Origin of the sequence: Burkholderia sp. AU6039, assembly GCF_002223365.1 — a bacterium.
GTDB lineage: Bacteria > Pseudomonadota > Gammaproteobacteria > Burkholderiales > Burkholderiaceae > Burkholderia.
In genome coordinates this window covers 1,539,738-1,562,437 of the sequence record NZ_NKFK01000003.1, presented here as the reverse complement: position 1 = coordinate 1,562,437, position 22,700 = coordinate 1,539,738, and the positions used below count along the sequence as shown (strand labels likewise).

Sequence of the window (22,700 nt, the reverse complement as noted above, 5' to 3'; positions counted from 1 at the left end):
CCATGGATCGACGTGAAAGGGTAGGCGACCCGGAGGTCGCACTGCGTGAAGCGTTCGACGGTTTGCGCGCGGGCATCTGGACAGCATTGCCCGGCATCATCCAGTCGTTCGAAAGCGCCGCCGACCGGCCGCCGACGTGCAGCGTGCAGCCGGCGATCAAGGCGCAGGTGCGCGGCATCGACGGCACGATCCAGAGCGTCGCGCTACCGCTGCTGGTCGACTGCCCGGTCCAGTTCCCAGCCGGCGGAAATTGTACGTTGACGTTCCCCGTGGCGCCGGGCGACGAGTGCCTCGTCGTGTTCGCCTCGCGCTGCGTTGACGCCTGGTGGCAGTCGGGCGGCGTGCAGGAGCAGGCCGAGCTGCGCATGCACGACCTGTCAGACGGGTTCGCACTGCTCGGGTTTCGATCGCGGCCGCGCGCGCTCGCCGGCATCAGCGGCAGTTCGACGCAACTGCGTAGCGACGACGGCGCGACGTACATCGACCTGAATCCGACGGTGCAGAAGGTGAAGATCGTAGCGCCGGGCGGCTTCGACGTCGTCGCGCCGCTGTCTACGTTCTCGGCTGCCGTGACGATCACCGGTCTGCTGACGTTCGTCGGGGGCATGGTCGGTAGCGCTGCGAGCGGTGCCGCCGCGGTGTTCAACGGTATCTTGAACGTGATCGGCCAGATCACGGCGAACGGCAAGCGCGTCGACGACACGCACACGCACTCCGATCCGCAGGGCGGCAACACCGGCCCGGTCAACTGAGATTCCCATGCGATACCGAAAACTCGATGCTGAAGGCGACTATGTCTTCGGCGGGGGCGCGGCCGACTTCCTCGTGAATACTCCCGAGACGGTCGGGCAGGCTGTGTTGACACGCCTGCGCCTGCTGCGCGGCGAATGGTTCCTGGACAAGACGGCTGGCATGCCGTGGGACACCGACGTGCTCGGCAAGTACACGAGCGGCAAGTACGACGCGGCAATCCGCCAGTGCATCCTCGGCACGCAAGGCGTGACTGAGCTGACGAGCTATTCGAGCACAGCCGATCCGGAGACGCGTGTGCTGACCGTCACCGCGACGATCAACACCATCTACGGCACCACCACGGTACAGGCGACATTGTGACTATCACGACTCTCGCACCCACTATCGACGCGAACGGCATCACCGCGCCGACGTACGCGGATGTGTTCGCGTTCCTGCAGGACCAGTACCGCTCTATCTACGGCGCAGACACGTACCTGGAACCGGACAGCCAGGACGGCCAGCTGCTCGGCGTGTTCGCGAAGGCGATTAGCGATGTCAACTCGGTTGCGATCGCGATCTACCGGTCGTTCAGCCCGGCGACAGCGCAGGGCGACGCGCTGTCGAGCAACGTCAAGATCAACGGCATCGCGCGGAAGGTCGCGTCGTATTCGAGCGCCGACCTGGTACTGGTCGGGCAGGCTGGCAAGTCGATCACAAACGGAGCGGCGAAGGACGCGAACGGCGTGCAGTGGCTGCTGCCGGCCACGGTGACGATCCCGCCGAGCGGGACGATCACGGTGACGGCAACATGCGCGAACATCGGCGACGTATCCGCGCGCGCGGGCACGATCAACCAGATCGCGACGCCGGCGCTCGGCTGGCAGTCGGTGACGAACCCGGCGGATGCCGCCGAGGGTGCGCCCGTCGAATCCGACGCAGCGCTGCGCCAGCGGCAGACGGTTTCGACGGCGCTGCCATCGCTCACCGTGCTCGACGGCATCATCGGCGCGGTGGCGAACGTTCCCGGCGTCACGAGATACGTCGCCTATGAAAATGACACGAGCTCGACCGACGCCAACGGCATCCCGTCGCACTCGATTTCGCTCGTCGTCGAGGGTGGCGATGCGACGGCGATCGCGAATGCGATCGCAGCGAAGAAGACGCCAGGCGCTGGAACGTTCGGCACGACCTCGATTGTCGTCACGGACATCTACGGCCGACCGATCACGATCAACTTCTTCCGGCCGGTTGGTGCTCCGATTAGCGCCACCGTCACGATCAAAGCGCTCACCGGCTACACCAGCCAGGCGGGCCAGCAGATTCAGCAGGCTGTGTCGGACTACATCAACGGCGTGCAGATCGGCGGCGGCCTATCTGGCAGCGTCGAATGGGGTGACGCCCTGACCGCGGCGAACAGCGTCGGCGGTGGGGTGACGTTCAAGCTGTCTGGGCTGACGCTCGCTGGGCCGCGTGGCGCCGGAACTCCGGATGTCGCGCTGCTGTTCAACGAGGCTGCGTCGTGCACGCCGGCGAACGTGACGTTAGTGGTGACCTGATGGCTGACCTGACCGAATACGCCGCGCTGATCACGTCCGAGCACAGCGACAAACCGCGGTTCATGGCGGTGGTGTCGACACTGGTGCAGCCGCTCGTCGACCAGATGAACCTGATCGAGAGCATGCCTGGAAAATTCGACTTGGACGTCGCGGTAGGTGACCAGCTCGACACGATTGGGGTGTGGGTCGGTGTGTCGCGCCGTATCCGCACGCCGCTGACCGGGATCTACTTCTCGTTCGACATCGCGGGCCTCGGCTTCGATCAAGGTACCTGGAAGGGGCCGTTCGATCCTGATACCGGGCTGACCGTGCTGGACGACGACACCTACCGGCTGGTCATCCGCGCGAAGATCGGCGCGAATCACTGGGACGGGACGCTCGAGCAAAGCGCGGCGATCTTGAACAGCATCTTCGACGCGGACACGCACGTCTTCATCGAAGATCACCAGGACATGTCGATGACGATCGGCATTGCGGGAAAGGTTCCGCCAGCGACGTTCCTTGCGCTGCTCTCCGGCGGTTACATCCCCCTGAAGCCCGAAGGCGTTCGCGTCAACTACACGATCGTGACGACCGTCGACGGATCACCTCTGTTCGGATTCGACATGAGCAATCAGCTCGTGGCCGGGTTCGACGTCGGAGCCTGGAGCAGGCCCGTTTAACCACCAATCGCATTGTCTGCAAGCCACCTTCGGGTGGCTTTTTTTATGCTCGGAGCATTGATGGCAACCAACGACTTTCTCGTGTTCGGTGGGGGCAGTTCCCCGAACGTTATCGATCAGGCGACTTACGCCGCACTCACGGCCCGGTTGGGCGGTTTTCAGTCTGGTACGGCGCTGTCGGCTCAACTCAACAAGGTATGGCGTCAGAGCTCGATCATGGCCGCCGTGCTCGCGCAATTCACGGCGAACTTCTCCGGCCAGAACTCGGTCGATGACGGTACGACGGCGACGCTATTGGCAAACCTTCAGGCGGCTATCAACGCAGCGGGGATCACGGCTCCGCAGTTCGATAGCAGCACGAAGCTTGCAACGACCGCCTTCGTTCAGCAGGCGAACGGTAACTTCCAGGCGCGCCAAGTTGTTTACGGCGCCACGTCAATCACCAACGCCGCGAGTGGGTCTTGGATTGAGTGTGCTGGCGCGGGCGGCTATACGATCACGCTCCCGAATCCGTCCGCCACGAATTTGTCTCTCACGTTCTCTAACGTGAGCAATGGTGTTGTCACTCTCGCCACGCCGTCAGCAAACATCTACGATCAGGGAAACTCGGCGACGACGCTCCAGATCGATCAAAACGCAGTGGTGAAGCTGGCCAGCGACGGCAATTGGGTAGTGATCTGCAATTATTCCCCGACGCCAAAGGCGACAACCGCTGCGCAGTTCGACAATTCGACGAAGCTCGCGACGACTGCATTCACGCAGCGAGCTCTCGGTAATTACCGGTCTGCACGAGGATATGTTGGCAACGCTACTCTAAGTGCCATTGACGTTGGGGCAATGATTACTTGGGACGGCAACGGCACGTTGACGTTGCCGGATGCCACCGCCTTTCCTGGCGGATCTGCAATCCGTGTATTCAAGTATGCAGGGCCGATTGCTTCCGTTCTTGCGGCGAATAAAACCGGGCAAATGAACGTGCCTACTAGCGGGGCCGACACCTACACTTTCCCGGTCGGTGTTTTCGGCTTCTTCGAGCTGATTAACGAAAGCAGCATAAAGTGGGATGTGGCGGGAGAGTTGTTCAGCCAATTTGGAACGACGGCTGCCGCCGGAGACAATAGCTCCAGGATCGCAACGACGGCCTTCGTAAAACAGGCCGGCGAGTCGTATTCCAGCATCCAAGGTATTGCCACTACGTCATCATTGAACGGCGGTCACGTGGGGGCATTCATTTGGGCATACGGCGCCGGCATCACGCTTACATTGCCGCCGGTGGCCGGTGTTCCCAACGGCGCGACGATCACGATCGGCACGCCGATCGGCATGACCGTCAAGGGCAATGCATCGGAGAGCATCAACAATCAGTTCGGAGTGACTGCGAATACGCTCGGCCTGAACGCAGGCGAGCAAGCTCAGTTCGTCAGCAACGGCGGCGCGTGGTACTTGTCCAGCTACACGACTGTTCTCGGCACGACTCCAGCCGCCGGCGACAACAGCACGAAGCTCGCGACAACCTCTTTCGCGAACGGAGTGGGCGGTGTGGTCGGCACCACACGCAACGCTCAAATGTCCGTCGCCTCGGCGAGCGCGAGCGCGGTGTTCACGGCGGACGAGATTGTCGTTGAGACGGCACTCGGCGGTGCCCCGATCCGTCTTGCGAACTTCAACAAGGCGATCAATCTCGCGACGACCGGTGCAGGTGGCATGGATACCGGCAGCGCTCCGGCGTCCGGTTACGTTGCGCTGTACGCCATCTACAACCCCACGACGGGCGCATCGGCGCTGCTGGCGACCAACTGCACTGGCTCGGTTGCGCCGAGCGTCTACAGCGCGGGGAGCATGCCGGCCGGCTACACGGCGAGCGCACTGGTTAGCGTATGGCCGACGAATGGCAGCGGACAGTTCATCAAAGCGCTTCAGCGAGACAGACGGCTTGATTTCCAGCGAACGACGGCGGCAACGTCTACGAGCCAAGTGCCCGAATTCGCGGCCGTTTCGGTGTCATCGATCATCCCGAAGAATGCGATTTCGTGCTCAGGGTGGCTTCAGGTGACGTGCCAAGCTTCGTCGTCGTCGCAGCCGGCATTTAACGCAGCCACGAGCGTGGCTTCTGATTCGTCTGGCTTGGGGGATCAACAATTCGCAACGGCCAACGCGAGTACGAACATCTATACGTACGTCAGCATGTTCCGAGATGTTCCGGTCCTGACAGCTCAGACGCTCTATTGGGCCTCTACCATCGGTGGCGGCACGTTTAACAGCGGCAGTTTCATGATCTCTGGGTATAGCTTCTAACCATGACGACACTCAATGTGCAGTTTTCCGACTCGACCGAGTCCACGATCATTTCGTATTTCGACTGCCCGCAGGATACGGATCAATATGAAAATCTCGGTACTGTTGATACGGATGACAAACGATGGGCGACCTTCTATGCGGAGGCGGGAGGCGCGCAGTGCGGTCTTCCGTCTCCGACCGAGGCCGAGGCCGAGGCCGAGGCCTCAGTCTAGCCTTGCTGGGGCGCCGTGGCTTGGCTACGGCACCCCATGATTTTCCTCATCAGGCTCTTGCCGGGAAGTTCGATCGTGCGGTAGGTCATCCACGAGAGCACGATGGTTGCCGCCACAAAGCCAACGAAAAAGATGCGACTGCTATACGGCAACGCGTGACCGGATGCGACGCTGAAGACGTGGGTGGCGAGTTGCAACGGAAAGTGCACCAGATAAATCGAGTATGAGATGGTGCCGAGAAAAACGAGAGGCGGGAGTTTCAGCAGCTTGTTGACGGCGCTCCCCCTCATTGCTCCAACAATCAGCGTAGGGAAGCAAATCAGCGTAACTGCAAGGTCGAGAGTGCTCGAAAATCTGGCGCTGGAACAGTAGAGAAGGAAGCTCGCAATTGACGCAAGGGCGAGGACGTCGTAGGCAATTTTCGGACTCGAGATGCTGTCGAGCGTGGTGTTAACGCGAAGTAGTCCGACACCGATACAGAATCCGAACGTTGCCCTGAAGATGTCGTTACTCAAGCCGAAGAATTTCGCGTTACTCATTAGGCCGTTGTGCGATATGGCAGCGACCGCGATCCCGAATCCCGCCACCAAGAGTGCGATTGATGCCTTTCTCCGGAGGGTGACGACGGCTAAGAAAACCACGTTTACAACGAATTCTGCCGAGATCGACCACGACGGTGCATTGAACGAAAAGCCTCGTTCCAGCCCGGTTCTGTTGAGGAGCAAGAGATTGAGAACGAATTCGCGTTTGCCGTTGATTGTGTAGATGAACGGAGACGAGTTGAGTCGATGCACCAGTACCCATTGCAATATTGCCACGAGGCAGAGCATGGCGATGTGCAGCGGATACAAGCGCGCGATCCGATCGCGAAGGTTCGAAGAAAAATTCGACGAGCGCCGATCGGTCCAGTAAGTTCGAGCGAGCACGAAGCCGGAAAGCACGAAGAAAAAATCGACGAGTAGGAGCCCATGGCCGTAGAACGGGGCCATCAGGACAGGGAACGGCGACGCTTGAAAATGGTTTGTGTAGTGCCAGGCGATCACGCCGATTGCGGCTAATCCCCTGAGGCTGTCCAGTTCGTGCAGCCGTTCGTTTCTGTTCATCGCGCTATGGGGTCTCGTGTCGAATTTGCCGGATTGTATCCGAGATGAGTTTTCGGACGTGGTGATCGTAAGCGTATGAAGAAACTAGTACCAGCCGCCTCGGGCGGCTTTTTCATTTCGGGGACTCGATGAAGAACGATCTCGCGGTGAGCGCAGCCAAGGCGGCGCCGGCGGTGGGAAGCAATTTCTGGTTGTGGCTGACCGGCCACGACATCAACTGGTGGGTAGCCGTCGCGACGATAGCGTACATCGGGCTGCAGGCGTACTACCTGGTCAAGAACAAAGGTAAGAGGGCACTGCTCGATGGCTAACGTACCGAAGAAGACACTGGCGGGTGTTGTGGGGGCTGCTGCGGCAGCCCTTCTTTTTTCCATGGTCCCGAAGTTCGAGGGGCTCGAGCTCGTCGCGCGGCCCGACCCGATCGGGATCATCACGGCGTGCAACGGCGACACGAAAGATGTGCGCGCCGGCCAGCGCTTCACGCCCGACGAGTGTCGAGCTCGCCTCGAGGAACGGCTCATCGAGCATGCCGAGCCGGTCCTGAAGTGCACGCCGGTCCTGAAGGGCCACACGTACCAGCTCGCGGCCGCCGTGAGCTTCGCCTACAACGTTGGCGCCGGTGCGTACTGCGGCAGCACGACGGCGAAGCGGTTCAACGCGGGCGACTGGAAGGGCGCGTGCCGCGCGATGAACGAGGCGGACAACGGTCGGCCCCAGTGGGTGACGGCCGGCGGCCGCGTGCTGCCGGGTCTGGTGAAACGACGCGCGGAAGAGCGCGCACTCTGCGAGCGCGGCCTATGACGACCACGAAAACTCACGAGACGCGACGGACGTTGTCCGAGGACGTGTTCTACCCGGATCACGAGCCACGTACCGAGTCGGCAACGTTCCGCGCGAGCAAGCGATCGATGAAGGCGGCCGGCGGCTACGTCTGCGCGGTGTGCGGCGACGACCAAGCGGTCGAGTCGCACCACCGGTTCTTCGAGTGGGCGTTCTCGCATGCGATCGACTGGAATTGGATCCGCGAGGTCGCGCTCAACAAATGCGACACGATGTTCAGCCACAAGCTGCGGCGCATCGTGCCGATTCCGCTCCAGCACCCGATCTGGGACGTGATCCGGTTGACGCAGGGTTTCGACTGGGAGGCATTCGATCCGGTGCGGCCCGAGTCGTTCGTCGACTCGACCTACAACCAACTGCTGCTGTGCGCGCTCCATCACCGGGGCAAGGATCACGGCCGGCACGAGGAAAGCGACCCGGTCTGGAGCGTGCAGGCGTTCCTGCTGCCGGGCTTCGTCTACTCGCCCGACGAGCTGAAGCAGCTGCACGCGAAGGAGCACAAATGACCTGGTTCGATCCCCGTGTCTGGCTCACCGTCATCGTGGCGGCCATCGTCGGCCTGGCCGGCGGCTACTTCAAGGGACACGCCGACGGCATGCGCTCGACGGCTGCCGCCGCTCAGAAGGCGCAGCTCGACGCCGTCACCGCGGCGCGCGCCGAAGAACAACGCCGCACCGCGGCTCAACAGGAGATCGCAAACGATGCGAACCAACAACGCACTGCCGCGCTCGCGGATGCTTTTGCTGCTCGCGCTGCCGCTGGCAGCCTGCAGCAGCGCGTCGACCAACTCGTCGCAGCCGCCCGCCATCCCGCCGCTTCCGCCGGAAGCCCGGCAGCCGGCGACGCCCTCGATTTGCTTGCCGACGTGCTCGGCCGCGCTGACCAGCGCGCGGGCGATCTGGCAGAGTACGCTGACCGCGCCCGCATCGCCGGCCAGCAGTGCGAGCGCGATTACGATGCCTTGACGGCTTCTGCACGCTAGCGCATGCCGGCGCGCCTCATCTCTGCTCTAAGTAAGTGCATCAGCCGATGCAACTGGCCCTGCGCGCCGGCCAAGTCCCCTTTGTTCGCGACGTTCTTGTCGGTGTATTGATACCACTCTTCGACGCGCTCGAGCGATTTGCGCAACGCGAGGATCTCTAGGATCAGCCAACGTACCTGAAGATCGGAGTACTCGCGCCACAGTCTGCGCAGCTCGGCATCGTTGGGGGCATCGAACTCGGGCATCGTTGCCTTGATCTTGAAGCGCGGATCCGTCATCGGTACTCGATTGCGATCGATCCGGGTTGCCTCGATAGGCCAGCATGGGCCGAGGAACGTCGACCTTTCGTCCTCATCGATCCAAAGTTCAAACTCCTGTTTTGTGAGCTCGACAGGCGTCCTTAGGCGATTTTTATCGCCTTCGAATCCGTACTCCCAGATGTAAGCCCACTGCGGCTTGATCACATCGCCACCACTGTATAAAAACACAGTATATTTTGAGATATGCTGGTCCCGTCAAGGGCAGAAAATGGGGAGGGGGCGATGTGTACGAACTACCGGGCGCCGCATGAGGACTACGAGCTGCGAGAGCTGAACATCCAACCGTTCAGCGAGCTGTATCGGGACTTCCCGTGGAAGCCGGAGATCTACCCCGACTATCTCGCGCCGATCGTGCGTGCGGCCGGCGAGGGCGCGGAGGCGGTGATTGCGAACTTCGGGATGATGCCGAAGGCGTTCCAGCCGGCTGGAAAGAAGTTCATGACCGTGAACGCGAGATCGGAGACGGTGGCCGAGAAGCCGGCGTATCGCACGGCATGGCGTGCCGGGCAGCGTTGCCTGATCCCAGCGGCGTGGGTCTATGAACCGAACTGGGAGAGCGGGAAGCACGTGCGCTTCCGGATCGGCGTGGGCGAGTGGCAGCCATACTGCGTCGCTGGTATCTGGCGCGCGTGGCGCGGCGCGGACGGCGCCGAAACGCTCGCGATGGCGATGCTGACGGTGAACGCCGACGAGCACGCGGTGATGAAGCACATGCACCGCATCGGCGACGAGAAGCGATCTGTCGTGATCCTGTGTCCGGCCGACTATGACGAATGGCTGCACACGACGAACGTCGACGCAGCGCGCGCGATGCTGCAGCTCTATCCGGCTGACGAGATGGTTGCTGAGCCGGCAACGTCTTAACCGATTTTCCGGATGACTGATGCCGGCGCACAGATTATAGGATCACGATTGCTCTTGAATCTGAAAATTAATATTTTTATCTGTGATCAAACGATAGATGTCCGGATACCTGCTTGTCAGTGTGCCGAATTTATAGTGACCATCCTTGAATAAGCTTGAGCGATTATCCGGAGTGTGAACGATCTCGCGCATTTTAAATGCGAAGTAGTCTAGGGTGTAAATGTTTTCTGGATATACTGTCCCCACTCCACCGGACGGTCCTTTTTTAAAAACAGGGTAGCGCGGAAATTCATTAAATGGATTGAACATATCGGCGATGATCTCAATGTGCTCTCCATTTATGAATGGTTGTGATGGATCAAGTTCCCTGCATATCTGAAGAATATCCCGCAGGTCGTGGATGTCTTTGGGGGTTTGCCCTTTCTCTTTGATATACGCCTTGAGATAGGTTTCAATCATCTGCTGGCCGCAGTATGATCCATATTCCCATAGCGAGAAATGCATTAGTAGTCTTGCGATTGCATAGTGTTGCTCAGCGAATGCGAGGTAATCTGATGCGGTTGCGTTTTCCTTCTCTTGCCTGTAATCTGATTTTGTTTTTTCTGTGATGCTAGGCATATTGATTGCGTCGGGATATTGTAGCTTTGCGTCTCGATTGAAAATCAATATCCTTTCTACTTCCAAGGGATCGTTGAAATTTGGCATTATGGTCTCCGGGCATGTGATTTCACTACATCGCGACGGTTGGCGTGCGATTGGCGCATCGTATCAAAGTGCCGCGGCAAGGGCCAAAAATTTGTAGAAGATGACGATGTTGTAGGTCGCTGAGCAAGGATCTCAGAACTGCGCAAATTTCAATGCTTCGATGTAACTATATGATTCTTTTTGGTAATGAATTGGGATCGTGATTCCTGTCGTCGTGGGTGAGCGGCCATCGAGACGCTTATGCCGGTTCTGCATTGCCTAAACCGAATGGAAGGGTGTCCTCCGCGAGGTCGTGTTCTTGTGCCGCTCGCCATTCGCCAGTCTTTCGGTCGACGTGAAGCATGCGTATGGTGCCGCGCTTTGCGATCAGCAATAGTCCGATAGTCCCGTCGTCATCATCCGGGCGGAATCCAGACTGGAACACGACGATCTTCGAGAAGGTGTCTGCGACGAGTTGGCGCGCCAACATTCGAGCGTCGTAGTCGAGCTGCTCGACCCCGTTCACCAGTTCCCGCCACGCGTCTGCTGCAGCCGGCGCGACGTTCGATGCCGACGCGGCGAGTTGGTGCTCGAACGTATCGACCTCCCGTCGCTCGCTCACAAGCTGACTTTCGAGCTCGCGTACGCGCCGCAACACCGAGGCCGGCGCCTCACCGTCGTCGAATAGCAATGCGTTCGTGACGCGCTGGACCTGAGCCTCGAGCTCGGCGACGCGTTGCCGAGCGCCGGCCAACTGCGCGGCGAGCGACACCGTCCCAGAGTCGCCCTCCAGCAGGCGCGTCAAATTTATCTGGTCTGAGCAATACAGCATCAAGGCCCGTTCGACCGGTACGACGCTGCAACTTCCGCTGACCTTGCACCCGGCGCTCTGGCTGTACGTAACACAGTGCAGCCGGCGGTGGCCGGGGTATGGGCGTCCGTCGGCGGCCCGCCGGCGTCCCATGATGTTCTGCGCGACGATCGCGGCACCGCAGTAGCCGCAGTAGGTGATGCCGAGCCCCGTTACGACGCCGGGGATTTCTCCCTTGCCCTTGCGCCGTCCGCGCTGCTCGGCCAGGTATCGCAGGTCGGCGAATTCGGCGGCCGTTAGCAGGGCCGGGTAGTAGCCCTCAAGCCGGAACGTTTCCCCATCCACTTCGACGGACTTCTCGCCGATCAGCATTCGATTTGCCAGCAGCCGATAGATGTGGCTCGATGCCGATCGGCCGCTGTCCGTTATCTTGAGCTCGCGGTCGGCGAGTTCGCGCACGATCCTGACCGCGCCGTGGCCTTGCTTGAACATTTCAATGACGAGGCGTACCGCGGCCGCCCGATCCTCGGCCAGTTCGAACCGGCCGGCCTCCGTTTCCCTCACCCAATGCGGATCCTTTCCGACGCGGATCGGCGCTCGCCACGTGCCTGCGATCCAGCCCTGGCACTGCCGGCGGATCGCTGCCTTCACCCGCTTGCTCTTCGTGTCCGACTCTTCGTGCGCGCGGATCATTACCAGCAGGCTGTATACGAGGTCCATCGGCTGCGCCTTCAGGCGCTCGCGGTTGTATTCGCGGCCATCGCTGGCCGTCACGACCGTGATGCCGGCGTTCACGATCTGCGCGAGCTGCGCCTGTGCCTGCAGCGGCTCGGCGCGGCTCAACCGATCCAGACCCTCAACGATCAGTACGGAGCCGGCCGGCACCTGATCATCCTCGACAGCACGCAGGAATACGCCAAGCGCGCCTTGCCTCACATGGCGCTGGTGGTACGCCGACAGCCCTTCGTCCCGGAGTGATAGGGACGCATCAAGCTCCATCTCGTTGTCGGCCGCCCAGCGCGCGGCGTACTCAAGCTGGCGATCGACGCTGCCGCCGGCCGCTTGTTTTGGGTCGCTGAACCGTAAATAGCTGTAAACTCTCGCTTTTGCTGCCACGCCCCACACTCCAGATGTCTCAGAAAATTACACCGGCTCCCGCTCCGGCACCGCGTATAGGTATGGTATCCCTCGGGTGCCCGAAGGCGCTCGTCGACTCCGAACAGATCATCACGCAACTGCGCGCCGAAGGTTATGAAATCTCCGGCACCTACGACGGTGCCGACCTCGTCGTCGTGAACACCTGCGGCTTCATCGACGAAGCCGTGCAGGAAAGCCTCGACGCGATCGGCGAAGCGCTGACCGAGAACGGCAAGGTGATCGTCACCGGCTGTCTCGGCGCCAAGTCGAGCGCCAGCGGTTCGAACCTGATCGAGGAAGTCCACCCGAAGGTGCTCGCCGTCACCGGCCCGCACGCAGTGGGCGAAGTGATGCAGGCCGTGCATTCGCACCTGCCGAAGCCGCACGACCCGTTCACCGATCTCGTGCCCGCGGCCGGCATCAAGCTCACGCCGCGCCACTACGCGTACCTGAAGATCTCCGAAGGCTGCAACCACCGCTGCACGTTCTGCATCATCCCGTCGATGCGCGGCGACCTCGTGTCGCGCCCGGTCGCGGAAGTGATGCTGGAAGCCGAGAACCTGTTCAAGTCGGGCGTGAAGGAACTGCTCGTGATCTCGCAGGACACGAGCGCGTACGGCGTCGACGTGAAGTACCGCACGGGTTTCTGGAACGGCAAGCCGATCAAGACGCGCATGACCGACCTGGTCGCCGCGCTCGGCGAACTCGCCGCGCAGTACGGCGCATGGGTGCGCCTGCACTACGTGTATCCGTATCCGAGCGTCGACGAAGTGATTCCGCTGATGGCCGAAGGCCCGTTCAAGGGCCACGTGCTGCCGTACCTCGACGTGCCGTTCCAGCACGCGCACCCGGAAGTGCTGAAGCGCATGAAGCGTCCGGCGAACGCCGAGAAGGTGCTCGAGCGCGTGCAGAAGTGGCGCGAGATCTGTCCGGACCTGACGATTCGCAGCACGTTCATCGCGGGCTTCCCCGGCGAGACGGAAGAGCAGTTCGAAACGCTGCTCGACTTCATCCGCGAAGCGGAACTCGATCGCGTCGGCTGCTTCGCGTATTCGCCGGTCGAAGGCGCGACCGCGAACGAACTCGACGGCGCGCTGCCGGATGAAGTCCGCGAGGAACGCCGCGCGCGCTTCATGGAAGTTGCCGAGGAAGTGTCGGCGAACCGCATCCAGCGCAAGGTCGGCAAGACGCTCAAGGTGCTGATCGACGAAGTCAGCGAGGAAGGCGGGATCGGCCGCACGGCGGCCGATGCGCCGGAGATCGACGGGGTCGTCTATGTCGAGCCGGCGGCGAAGGCATCGAAGCGCTACAAGGTCGGCGATTTCGTGTCCGTGAAGATCACGGGCGCCGACGGCCACGATCTGTGGGGCGAGGTGTAAGCGATGGCCGCCGCATTTCCGGAGATCCTCGCGCTTGGCGAGGCGATGATCGAATTCAACCAGTCGCAGCCGGGCCGGCCTGAATTCCTGCAGGGCTTCGGCGGCGACACGTCGAACTTCTGCATCGCCGCCGCGCGCCAGGGCGCATCGACGGGCTTCGTGTCGGCGATCGGCGACGATCCGTTCGGCCGCCTGCTGGCCGACATGTGGCGCGCGGAACGCGTCGACACGACGTACGTGCGGATCGACCGCACGGCGCCGACCGGCGTGTATTTCGTCACGCACGGCGCCGATGGTCACCAGTTCGACTACCTGCGTGCGGGCTCGGCGGCGAGCCGTTATGCAACAGGTGATCTGCCGCTCGACGCACTGGCTGCCGCGAAAGCCGTGCACCTGTCGGGCATCAGCCTGGCGATCAGCACGGCCGCGTGCGACGCCGCGTTCGCGGGGATCGACCACGCGCGCCGTAACGGCGCGAAGGTCAGCTTCGACACGAATCTGCGGCTGAAGCTGTGGCCGCTGCCGCGCGCCCGCGCGGTGATGCGCGAGGCGCTGCGCCAGACCGACATCTGCCTGCCCAGCTGGGACGACGTGACGGCGCTCACCGGCGCGAATGATCGCGATGCGATCGTCGATGCGATGCTCGAACACGGGCCGCAGGTCGTCGCGTTGAAGCTCGGCAAGGAAGGCGCATATGTGGCGACGCCGAACGAGCGGCGCGTCGTGCCGGGCTTCGCGGTCGAAGCCGTCGACGCGACGGGCGCGGGCGACTGCTTCGGCGGTGCGTTCGTCGCGCGGATCGTCGCGGGCGACGATCCGTTCGCGGCGGCGCGTTATGCGAACGCGGCGGCGGCACTCTCGACGACGGGCTACGGCGCGGTTGCGCCGATTCCGCACCGCGATGCGGTGGAGCGCCTGATGCAGGGCTGACGCGGCATGCGCACACCGGCCACGGCAAGGCGCTCGTGACGATGTGCATGGGCGGCGGGCAGGGCATCGCCGCGATTTTCGAGCGAATCTGAAGCAAGGAGCAACACACGGTGGGTCGATATTCGCAATGGCAACGGGCGCTCGTCGTCGCGGGCGCGCTGGCGGCGGGCATGGTGATGCCGGGCGTCGTCGCGGCGCAGGCTGTCGCGCCGGGCGCGCAGCAGGATGAACCGGCAACGGCGCGGCCGCTGAAGCCGAATCCCGAGTTCGCCCGCCTGCCGCGCTACGAAGGCACGCTCGGTGACCGGCCGATCGTCGTGCATCTCGGCCCGAAGACGGACGAGGAAGGCGTGCACGGCGAATACCAGTTCGCCGATACGGGCGAGGTCGTGCTGCTCGCGGGCGATCGCGACGGCGACACGCTCGAAATCGAGGAATCGAACGACGGCACGAACATCACGGGCGTGTGGATCGGCCGCTTCGACGCGACGGGTGCCCTGAAGGCCGACCGGATGAATTCTGACGAGTCGGATCCGCAGCCCGTCGTGCTGCGTCTCGCGCCGGGCAAGCGTGCGGCGCTGCAGGTGCGCGACGGCCGCGTGCAGGAAATCGAGACGGTGGGCGGCGTCGTCAATCTGCGCACCGACGACTGAACCCGCGCTGGCTCGGTGCATGCGGCGCGCATTGTACCGGGCCAATTGCGCCGATTTTGGCTAATCTAGCTGCATATTCCGCAACCGAACGGCCTCGTGCCCGGCTTCCCGTCATGACTGCATCCACTCCCAAGCGCGCACTGCAAACCCGCATCGTTCAACCCGACGACGTGATCCCGGAAGGCTTCCGTTCGTTCGTGCCGCCGGTCGCGCGCGCGTCGACGGTCGTGTTTCCCGATCTCGCGACGATGCGTGCACTCGTCTGGCACAACGACAACCAGTGGCGCTACGGCCTGCATGCGACGCCGACGTCGCTCGCGCTCGCGCAGCGGCTTGCCGAGATCGAGGGCGGCACGCATGCGCTGCTGCAGCCGTCGGGCCTCGCGGCGATCATGAATGTCTACTTCGGGATCGTGAAAGCCGGCGACGACGTGCTGATTCCGCACAACGTGTACGGGCCGAACGCCGATTTCGGCAACTGGCTCGCGAAGGATTTCGGCATCACCGCGCGCTTCTACGATCCGCTGATCGGCGCCGGCATTGCCGACCTGATCCAGCCGAACACGCGGCTGATCTGGATCGAGGCGCCCGGCTCGGTGACGATGGAAGTGCCGGACGTGCAGGCGATCACGGCGGCCGCGAAGGCGCGCGGCATCGTTACCGCGATCGACAACACCTTTTCGGCCGGGCTCGCGTTCAAGCCGTTCGAACACGGCGTCGACATCTCGGTGCAGGCGCTGACCAAGTACCAGTCGGGCGGCAGCGACGTGCTGATGGGGGCGACGATCACCGCGAACGCGGCGCTGCATGCGCAGCTGAAGCTCGCGCGGATGCGCTGCGGTGTCGGCGTGTCGGTCGACGATTGCTCGCTCGTGCTGCGCAGCCTGCCCAGCATGCAGGTGCGTTTCGACGCGCACAGCAAGAGCGCGCTTGCGCTCGCGCAATGGCTGAAGGCGCGGCCGGAGATCGCGGCGGTATTGCACCCGCAGATCGCCGATTGCCCGGGGCACGCGTCGTTCATGCGCGATTTCACCGGCGCGGGCGGGTTGTTCTCGGTGGTGTTCGACGAACGCTACAGTGCGGAGCAGGTCGACCGCTTCGTCGAGTCGCTCGAGCTGTTCGCGATCGGCTGGAGTTGGGGCGGCGCGTGCAGCCTCGCGATGCCTTACGACGTCGCGTCGATGCGTCCGGACTGGGCGCATCGCGGCACGCTGGTGCGTTTCTATGTCGGCCTGGAAGACGAGGGCGACCTGCGTGCGGACATCGAGCGCGCGATGCAGGCTGCGCTGGGCTGATCGCCCGCCGACAACGTTCGGCAGAAAAACAAGACGCCGGCGCGATGTTGCATCGCGCCGGCGTTTTTCATTTCGGATGCCGCGGGATCAGAACAGCCGCAGCAGCCCGTCGAGGCCGACGTGATCGAACGCGACCGTCGCCGCATCGCGCACGACGGGCTTCGCGTGGTACGCGACCGACAGCCCGGCTTCGGCCATCATCTTCAAGTCGTTCGAGCCGTCGCCCATCGCGATCGCGCGGCGCGGCTCGAGGCCGAGCGACGCGCACGTCTCGCGCAGCAGGCGCGCCTTCACGTCGGCGTTGACGATCTCGCCGAGCACCTTGCCGGTCAGCTTGCCGTCGACGATCTCGAGCGTGTTCGCATGCGCGTAGTCGAGGCCGAGGCGCGCCTTCAGCCGTTCGGTGAAGAACGTGAAGCCGCCCGACACGAGCAGCGTCTTCATGCCGGCGGCCTTCACGCCGGCGAGCATCTTCTCGGCGCCCGGCGACAGTTGCAGCCGTTCCTCGTACACACGTTCGAGCGCGTGCGCGTCGAGCCCGGCCAGCAGCGCGACGCGGCGCGTGAGGCTTTCGTTGAAGTCGCGGATCTCGCCGCGCATCGACGCTTCGGTGATCTCGGCGACCTGCGTTTTCAGCCCGCAGAAATCGGCGATCTCGTCGATGCACTCGATCGTGATCAGCGTCGAATCCATGTCCATCACGGCGAGCCCGAAATCGCCGAGCGAGAGGCCGGCCTCGACGAACGCGAAGTCGAGCGCGTGCGTGCCGCAGTAGGCATCGATGTCGAGGCGCTGCGCCGGGTTCGCGTTGTCGATCCGCAGCGCATGATCGTCGGTCTGCACGATGCGGGTGCCGCGCGACAGCGCGAGCAGCGGTTTGTGATGGGTGTCCGACAGCGGCGCAAGACTCTGGATGACGAGGTTGTGGGTCATGACGGGATGGTTGGGAAGCGAATGAAATGCGTCTGCGGCCAACGGCGGCCGCCTGCCGGTGCGGGCCCTGTCCGGCGGCGGGCCCGTGCGTGGCGAACGCGCCATTGTAGCCGGTTGGCCGCACGCGGCGGTCGGGTGAGGATCGAAACCGTGCGCGGCGGGGCGGTCATGACCCGTCCGCGCGATCCCAGTACGGCGGGTCGCCGAAATGCTCGGCCAGGAACGTGATGAAGGCGAGCGTCTTCAGCGGAACGTGCGCGCGGCTCGGGTAGACGGCCCAGATCGCGATGTCTTCCGCGAACGGATAGTCGTCGAGCACCGTGACGAGCGCGCCGCTCGCGAGCAGCGGGCCGACGTCCCAGGTCGACTTGATCGCGATCCCGAAGCCGTCGACGAGCGCTTCGCGGATCGCCTCGCCGTTGCTCGCGACGAGCCGGCCTCCGACCCGCACGGTGAGCGGGCCTTGCGGCGTGGCGAACGACCAGTCGCGCTGGTCGCCGAGGATCACGCACTCGTGCTGTGCGAGGTCGGCTGGATGGCGCGGCGTGCCGTGTTCGGCGAGATACGCGGGCGAGCAGCACAGCACGCGGCGGTTCGTGGCGAGCTTGCGCGCGACGAGCGTCGAATCCTTCAGCGCGCCGAGGCGGATCGCGACGTCGTAGCCGTCGTCGACGAGGTCGACGATCTCGTCCGACAGCCGCAGGTCCAGCGACACGGACGGATAGCGGCGCAGGAACGCGGGAATCACCGGCGCGACATGCTGGCGGCCGAACGACGAGGACATCGACACCTTCAGCCGCCCGTACGGCTCGGAGCGGCCGTGGCCGACCGATGCGCGCGCGGCATCGGCGGCCGACAGCAGCGTGTCGGCGTGCGCCATGAAGACTTCGCCGTCCTGCGTGAGGCTGATGCGGCGCGTGGTGCGGTGCAGCAGCCGCGCGCCGAGCTGGCGTTCGAGCTGCGCGATGCGCGCGCTCGCGACCGCGGCCGACACACCGAATTCACGGCCGGCGGCGGTGACGTTCGCGAGCAGCGCCGCGCGCACGAACAGCGCGACGTCGAGCAGATCGAGCGGTTTATCCGGGGCCGGAATCGGATCGGAGGCCATTATTCTGAAATTCCTGAAAATGTTTCAGGAAATATAGCGCTTTTCGCGAATGATCGGGTTGCCTACGATGACGTTCATGGGGCTGCGCCGCGGCCCACAGGATTTCCTGAAGGAGTGTCGTGATGAAAGCCGTTGGACTGACCCGTTATCTGCCGATCGACGACCCGCAAGCGCTGCTCGACGTGGAGCTGCCGCAGCCCGTGCCGGGCCCGCGCGACCTGCTCGTGAAGGTCGAGGCGATTTCCGTGAACCCTGTGGACTTCAAGGTGCGCGCGCCGAAGCCGCAGGTCGAGGACACGCCGCGCGTGCTCGGCTGGGATGCGGCCGGCACGGTGGTCGCGGTCGGCGCCGACGTCACGCTGTTCCGGCCCGGCGACGAAGTGTTCTACGCGGGCAGCATCACGCGGCCGGGCGCGAACAGCGAATTCCATACGGTCGACGAGCGGATCGCCGCGCTGAAGCCGCGCACGCTCGATTTCGCCGCATCCGCCGCGCTGCCGCTCACCGCGCTGACCGCGTGGGAAGCGCTGTTCGACCGGCTTCGCGTGTCGCCGCAGGGCGCGGACGCCGGCAAGTCGGTGCTGATCATCGGCGGCGCGGGGGGCGTGGGTTCGATCGCGATCCAGCTCGCGAAGGCGCTCGGCAAGCTGCACGTGATCGCGACCGCGTCGCGACCGGCGTCGGCCGAGTGGGTGCGCTCGCTGGGCGCGGACGCGGTGGTCGACCATTTCGGCGACCTGCCTGCGCAGCTGCGCGAGGCCGGGTATTCGAACGTCGACTACGTGCTGATTTTCAACGACACGGATCGTCACTTTCCTGCCGCTGCGGAGGTCATCCGGCCGCAGGGCGGCATTTGCACGATCGTCGAGAACGACAAGCCGGTGCCGGTCGAACTGCTGAAGGCGAAGAGCGCGGCGTTTCATTGGGAATTCATGTTCACGCGCGCCATGTTCGAGACGCCGGACATGATCGAGCAGCACCGGATCCTCGGCGAAGTCGCGCGGCTCGTCGACGGCGGCACGCTGCGCACCACGGTCGGCGAGCAGCTCGGCACGATCAACGCGGCGAACGTGCGGCGCGCGCACCAGCTGCTCGAGGCCGGGCGTTCGATCGGCAAGCTCGTGCTGAGCGGCTTCTGAGCCGGCCTCGCATGTAAGGTTGCGGCGCCGCGAACGCAAGCGGGGTAACACCCGATGCGTTTGCGGCGCATTGCATCCCGCTTGGCGGTAGACTGGCAGCGCATCATGCATCGAAAACCGCGCGGCACGCGCGTGCCGCCGCATACCAAGGAGGTCAGCATGAGCCAACGCAGCTTGTCAGTCGCCGCAACGTGGTCGGTCGTGTTCGCGGCGGCGTGCGTCAGCGCGAGCGTATTCGCGGCGCCGCCGGTCAAGGGCAGCCTGAAGGGCGGCGGTACCGGGCAGCTCGAATACACCGTCAAGGTCGACTCGAAGAGCTTCGGCAATACGCAGGAGACCCGCAAGATCCGCTCGGGCGAGACGGACGACTTCAACTGGAAGTCGGTGCCGCCGAGCGGGGCGGTCGCGATGCCGGACGGTTGCCCGAACGCCGACAACCTGCCGCGCGACGAGAACGGCGCGATGGTGCGCCAGACCCAGGTGCGGCTCGCGCCGTCGATCGACGCGAAGGGGGTCGCCAACGTGCAGCTGAGCTTCCAGGCGGCCGCGCCGAAAGGCACGCGCAACGTGACGGCCGGCGGCAAGTCGCTGCAGTGTCCGGACGTCGTGTCGGTGAGCCAGGTGAAGTGGGTGTCGATCCCGACCAACGGCGGGTCGAAGTCCGTCACGATGAGCGATGGTTCGAAGGTGACGGTGTCGATCAAGCGTTGAGCGGCGCGTGCGGGCCGGCGTCGGAGCGGGTGCGCGCGCAACGGATTCGACTTGCTGCAATACCACGCGGCGACACGTGACCGTTTCGTGTCGCCGTCACCATGCTTTCTTGCGACCTGCTTCAACGGCATGGCAGCCGTTCGTCGTTCGCCGTGCGACAGCGTCGCATAGCGACCCGCATGACGTCATGCGAATGTCACGCTATGCTCGCCCGCATCATCACCTTCCTGTCACGACATCCCGATGAAATACCGAATGCGCGCGTTGCTGTACGCCATTGCGTTCGTCGCCGCGCACGCGCACGCGGCCGACGATTGCGGCTTCGTGAAGAAAGTCGGGCTGCCGTCGCAGCAGCAGGTGGCGGTCGTGTCGAGCGGCGCGCTCGAACCGTGCTCGACCGGCAGCTACGCGGTGCGCGTGTATTCGACCGCGCATGCCGCCCCCGGCTTCGATACCGATGATTACGTGACGGGCACGCTGCATGCGCGTGATGGTACGGTCACCGATGCATTCACGGCCGACCTCGGCGCACGTGCGCCACAGGCGCTCGTCGTGACGACGCGCTCGGCCGGCAGCGGCGGCTATGTCGGCGCGCAGGCCTATGTGACGACACCGCGTGCGGTAAGGCTCGTCGCGTCGGTCGACGGGCTCGCGCCGGACACGGATATCGCAGCCGCGTTGCGGCAGGCGCTCGGCAAGCGCCGCAGCGCGCGCTGACTGGCGAACCGCGCGAACGCATCGCGCGATGGGGCCGCGTGTCAGTGCGCGCGTTCTTCGAGCCGCGCGGCGAGAAAGCGGTGATCCGCCGAGAACAGCCGGCGATAGGTCATCAGCACCGCGCCGACGGTGCCGAGCGCGGAGGCCGCGGCGATCAGGAACATGATCACGATCTGGTAGCGCACGGCCTGCAGCGGCGACTGGCCGGCCAGCACCTGGCCCGTCATCATCCCCGGCAGGCTCACGACGCCGACGACGGCCATCTGGTTCAGCGTCGGCAGCATGCCGGCGCGCACGGCCTGGCGCGCGGCGTCCTGCGCGGCTTCCCAGCGCGTCGCGCCGAGCGCCAGCGCGGTTTCGACGCGGTCGCGGCGCGCCGTGAGTTCCTCCATCATCCGCTCGACACCGAGCGACACGCCCGTGAGCGTGTTGCCGAGAATCATCCCGAGGATCGGAATCGCGTATTGCGGCGCATACCAAGGGTGGATGCGGATCACGACGAACAGGCCGACCGCCGCGACGAACCAGCTGCTGAACCAGATCGACGCGATGCTGTCGATGCGCTGGCCGCGATACGTGCGCTTGCCGCGCCCCGCGCCGGCGAACCCGGCGATCAGCGTCATCAGCGCGGTGAGCGGCAGCACGATGTACCAGTGAGGATGACCGAACACCCAGCCGAGCACGTAGCCGATCGCGAGCAACTGCACGACGGTGCGCACGGCCGCGAGCGCGAGCTTGCGGCCGAGGCCGAGCGACAGGGCCATCGAGATCGCGCCGTTGACCGCGACGAGCGCGGCGGCGATGCCGACGTCGACGAGGCTCAGGTCCTGCAGGGCGGGGCTCATTGCGCGGCCTCCGTCGGGTTGGCGACGTGCATCACGCCGGCCTGCATCACGAGCCGCATCGTGCCGATCCGCGCGGCCTGGGCCGGATCGTGCGAGATCCACAAGTACGCGCGGGCGTCGGGCGCCGCGTCGAACCATGCGCCGACGAGCGCCTCGATCGCGCGCGCCGATTCGGGGTCGAGCGCGGACGTCGGCTCGTCGAGCAGCAGCACGTCGGGGTCGAGCTGCAGCACGCGCAGCAGCGCGGTGATCTGCGCTTCGCCGCCGGACAGGTCGCTCGCGCGCTTGTCGAGAAAGTCGGGACCCCGGCCGGCCTGCGCGGCGAGCGCTTCGGCGCGCGCGCGATCGAACGCAACGTCGCGATAGATTGCGAGCGAATACGGATAGCGCAGTTGCGATTCGACGGTGCCGTCCATCTGCGCGGGGCGCTGGCGTACATAGGCGACGCTGCGGCGGTAACGCGGGATCGCATTGCGCCGGATCCGTTTGCCGCGCCACAGGATGTGGCCGCCGTCGAGCGGGTCGAGCAGCGCGAGCGCGCGCAGCAGCACGCTCTTGCCCGACCCGGACGGCCCGGTGATAGCAATTCGCGATCCCGCCGCGAGGCTGAAATCGGTCGGGGCGAGCAGGGTCTTGCCGCTGCTGGCATCGCGCCGCGTGATGCGCGCTGCATCGATGAGGCCGGTGGGGGCTGTCATGTCACAAATGAAAAAAAGCGTTAATGGCGCCGAAACGTCACCATGGCGTGCGTCATAATACCGATTGAAAAGCCGCGGGTGTCGTGCG

At 64.1% G+C, this 22,700-nt stretch carries 26 protein-coding genes; 18 read left to right on the top strand and 8 right to left on the bottom strand.

Annotated elements, in window-relative coordinates; all coding sequences use genetic code 11:
• Positions 1 to 2 precede the first annotated feature (2 nt).
• From CFB39_RS09915 to CFB39_RS09890, 6 genes are read left to right on the top strand one after another with little or no spacing between them, the layout of a single operon-like run.
• Positions 3 to 752, top strand: coding sequence for a Gp138 family membrane-puncturing spike protein (locus CFB39_RS09915; protein WP_089472921.1), 750 nt, complete (start codon positions 3 to 5; stop codon positions 750 to 752).
• Positions 753 to 759: 7 nt separating this feature from the next.
• Positions 760 to 1,113 carry a hypothetical protein gene (locus tag CFB39_RS09910; protein WP_089472920.1) on the top strand — a complete coding sequence of 118 codons (354 nt, stop codon included), beginning with the start codon at positions 760 to 762 and terminating at the stop codon, positions 1,111 to 1,113.
• Positions 1,110 to 2,291 carry a baseplate J/gp47 family protein gene (locus CFB39_RS09905; RefSeq protein ID WP_089472919.1) on the top strand — a complete coding sequence of 394 codons (1,182 nt, stop codon included), beginning with the start codon at positions 1,110 to 1,112 and terminating at the stop codon, positions 2,289 to 2,291. Before CFB39_RS09910 ends, CFB39_RS09905 begins: the two co-directional genes overlap by 4 nt.
• Positions 2,291 to 2,953, top strand: a complete 663-nt coding sequence (locus CFB39_RS09900; protein WP_089472918.1) for a DUF2612 domain-containing protein — start codon at positions 2,291 to 2,293, stop codon at positions 2,951 to 2,953. Before CFB39_RS09905 ends, CFB39_RS09900 begins: the two co-directional genes overlap by 1 nt.
• Before the next feature lie 60 nt (positions 2,954 to 3,013).
• The gene (locus CFB39_RS40765; protein WP_256991385.1) at positions 3,014 to 5,248 is read left to right on the top strand and encodes a hypothetical protein; all 2,235 of its coding nucleotides are present in this window, start codon (positions 3,014 to 3,016) and stop codon (positions 5,246 to 5,248) included.
• A gap of 2 nt (positions 5,249 to 5,250) precedes the next feature.
• Entirely contained in the window at positions 5,251 to 5,463 is a 213-nt protein-coding gene (locus tag CFB39_RS09890) for a hypothetical protein (RefSeq protein ID WP_089472917.1), read from the top strand.
• Here the strand turns inward: CFB39_RS09890 and CFB39_RS09885 are convergent.
• Entirely contained in the window at positions 5,460 to 6,566 is a 1,107-nt protein-coding gene (locus CFB39_RS09885) for an acyltransferase (RefSeq protein ID WP_089472916.1), read from the bottom strand. The genes CFB39_RS09890 and CFB39_RS09885 overlap by 4 nt on opposite strands.
• A 128-nt stretch (positions 6,567 to 6,694) precedes the next feature.
• On the opposite strand from CFB39_RS09885, the gene CFB39_RS09880 reads away from it, so the two are divergent.
• From CFB39_RS09880 to CFB39_RS09865, 4 genes are read left to right on the top strand one after another with little or no spacing between them, the layout of a single operon-like run.
• Complete coding sequence (locus CFB39_RS09880; RefSeq protein WP_006495243.1) at positions 6,695 to 6,877, top strand: hypothetical protein; 183 nt, start codon at positions 6,695 to 6,697, stop codon at positions 6,875 to 6,877.
• Complete coding sequence (locus tag CFB39_RS09875; protein ID WP_089472915.1) at positions 6,870 to 7,367, top strand: lysozyme; 498 nt, start codon at positions 6,870 to 6,872, stop codon at positions 7,365 to 7,367. The genes CFB39_RS09880 and CFB39_RS09875 overlap by 8 nt, the downstream gene beginning before the upstream one ends.
• Positions 7,364 to 7,912: a hypothetical protein gene (locus CFB39_RS09870; protein WP_089472914.1), complete on the top strand. Its 549-nt coding sequence runs from the start codon at positions 7,364 to 7,366 to the stop codon at positions 7,910 to 7,912. Before CFB39_RS09875 ends, CFB39_RS09870 begins: the two co-directional genes overlap by 4 nt.
• Positions 7,909 to 8,388 carry a DUF2514 family protein gene (locus CFB39_RS09865; RefSeq protein ID WP_089472913.1) on the top strand — a complete coding sequence of 160 codons (480 nt, stop codon included), beginning with the start codon at positions 7,909 to 7,911 and terminating at the stop codon, positions 8,386 to 8,388. The genes CFB39_RS09870 and CFB39_RS09865 overlap by 4 nt, the downstream gene beginning before the upstream one ends.
• Here the strand turns inward: CFB39_RS09865 and CFB39_RS09860 are convergent.
• Positions 8,385 to 8,876 (bottom strand): hypothetical protein, encoded by a 492-nt coding sequence (locus tag CFB39_RS09860; RefSeq protein ID WP_089472912.1) that lies wholly within the window; start codon positions 8,874 to 8,876, stop codon positions 8,385 to 8,387. The genes CFB39_RS09865 and CFB39_RS09860 overlap by 4 nt on opposite strands.
• Before the next feature lie 54 nt (positions 8,877 to 8,930).
• On the opposite strand from CFB39_RS09860, the gene CFB39_RS09855 reads away from it, so the two are divergent.
• A complete protein-coding gene (locus CFB39_RS09855; RefSeq protein ID WP_089472911.1) occupies positions 8,931 to 9,572 on the top strand; it encodes an SOS response-associated peptidase in 642 nt (213 codons plus the stop codon).
• 42 nt (positions 9,573 to 9,614) lie between these two features.
• Here CFB39_RS09855 and CFB39_RS09850 read toward each other — a convergent pair whose 3' ends face one another.
• The gene (locus tag CFB39_RS09850) at positions 9,615 to 10,277 is read right to left on the bottom strand and encodes a HEPN domain-containing protein (RefSeq protein WP_089472910.1); all 663 of its coding nucleotides are present in this window, start codon (positions 10,275 to 10,277) and stop codon (positions 9,615 to 9,617) included.
• A 238-nt stretch (positions 10,278 to 10,515) separates the two neighbouring features.
• Positions 10,516 to 12,183, bottom strand: a complete 1,668-nt coding sequence (locus tag CFB39_RS09845) for a recombinase family protein (protein ID WP_089472909.1) — start codon at positions 12,181 to 12,183, stop codon at positions 10,516 to 10,518.
• Positions 12,184 to 12,197: 14 nt separating this feature from the next.
• Between CFB39_RS09845 and rimO the strand changes: the two genes are divergently transcribed.
• From rimO to CFB39_RS09825, 4 genes are all read left to right on the top strand, one after another.
• On the top strand, positions 12,198 to 13,583 hold the full coding sequence (gene rimO, locus CFB39_RS09840) for a 30S ribosomal protein S12 methylthiotransferase RimO (protein WP_089472908.1): 1,386 nt from the start codon (positions 12,198 to 12,200) through the stop codon (positions 13,581 to 13,583).
• A 3-nt stretch (positions 13,584 to 13,586) separates the two neighbouring features.
• Positions 13,587 to 14,513: a sugar kinase gene (locus CFB39_RS09835; protein WP_089472907.1), complete on the top strand. Its 927-nt coding sequence runs from the start codon at positions 13,587 to 13,589 to the stop codon at positions 14,511 to 14,513.
• A gap of 110 nt (positions 14,514 to 14,623) precedes the next feature.
• Positions 14,624 to 15,166: a hypothetical protein gene (locus tag CFB39_RS09830; protein ID WP_089472906.1), complete on the top strand. Its 543-nt coding sequence runs from the start codon at positions 14,624 to 14,626 to the stop codon at positions 15,164 to 15,166.
• A 113-nt stretch (positions 15,167 to 15,279) separates the two neighbouring features.
• Positions 15,280 to 16,461 carry a cystathionine beta-lyase gene (locus CFB39_RS09825; RefSeq protein WP_069248082.1) on the top strand — a complete coding sequence of 394 codons (1,182 nt, stop codon included), beginning with the start codon at positions 15,280 to 15,282 and terminating at the stop codon, positions 16,459 to 16,461.
• Between the two features lie 87 nt (positions 16,462 to 16,548).
• On the opposite strand, the gene serB is transcribed toward CFB39_RS09825, so the two are convergent.
• Both serB and CFB39_RS09815 read right to left on the bottom strand, forming a co-directional pair.
• The gene (serB, locus tag CFB39_RS09820; protein ID WP_089425542.1) at positions 16,549 to 17,394 is read right to left on the bottom strand and encodes a phosphoserine phosphatase SerB; all 846 of its coding nucleotides are present in this window, start codon (positions 17,392 to 17,394) and stop codon (positions 16,549 to 16,551) included.
• Between the two features lie 166 nt (positions 17,395 to 17,560).
• Positions 17,561 to 18,502 carry a LysR family transcriptional regulator gene (locus CFB39_RS09815; protein WP_089472905.1) on the bottom strand — a complete coding sequence of 314 codons (942 nt, stop codon included), beginning with the start codon at positions 18,500 to 18,502 and terminating at the stop codon, positions 17,561 to 17,563.
• Positions 18,503 to 18,624: 122 nt separating this feature from the next.
• Here CFB39_RS09815 and CFB39_RS09810 point away from each other — a divergent pair, with 122 nt between their 5' ends.
• The 3 genes from CFB39_RS09810 to CFB39_RS09800 all read left to right on the top strand — a co-directional run bounded on the left by CFB39_RS09810 (position 18,625) and on the right by CFB39_RS09800 (position 21,069).
• Complete coding sequence (locus tag CFB39_RS09810; protein ID WP_089472904.1) at positions 18,625 to 19,641, top strand: zinc-binding alcohol dehydrogenase family protein; 1,017 nt, start codon at positions 18,625 to 18,627, stop codon at positions 19,639 to 19,641.
• Positions 19,642 to 19,800: 159 nt separating this feature from the next.
• The gene (locus CFB39_RS09805) at positions 19,801 to 20,352 is read left to right on the top strand and encodes a DUF6013 family protein (protein ID WP_089473263.1); all 552 of its coding nucleotides are present in this window, start codon (positions 19,801 to 19,803) and stop codon (positions 20,350 to 20,352) included.
• Positions 20,353 to 20,595: 243 nt separating this feature from the next.
• Complete coding sequence (locus CFB39_RS09800) at positions 20,596 to 21,069, top strand: PliI family lysozyme inhibitor of I-type lysozyme (RefSeq protein WP_089472903.1); 474 nt, start codon at positions 20,596 to 20,598, stop codon at positions 21,067 to 21,069.
• Positions 21,070 to 21,110: 41 nt separating this feature from the next.
• Here the strand turns inward: CFB39_RS09800 and fetB are convergent, their stop codons facing one another.
• Positions 21,111 to 21,914 (bottom strand): iron export ABC transporter permease subunit FetB, encoded by an 804-nt coding sequence (gene fetB, locus CFB39_RS09795; RefSeq protein WP_039357836.1) that lies wholly within the window; start codon positions 21,912 to 21,914, stop codon positions 21,111 to 21,113.
• Entirely contained in the window at positions 21,911 to 22,612 is a 702-nt protein-coding gene (locus CFB39_RS09790; RefSeq protein WP_089425537.1) for an ATP-binding cassette domain-containing protein, read from the bottom strand. Before CFB39_RS09790 ends, fetB begins: the two co-directional genes overlap by 4 nt.
• Positions 22,613 to 22,700 lie beyond the last annotated feature (88 nt).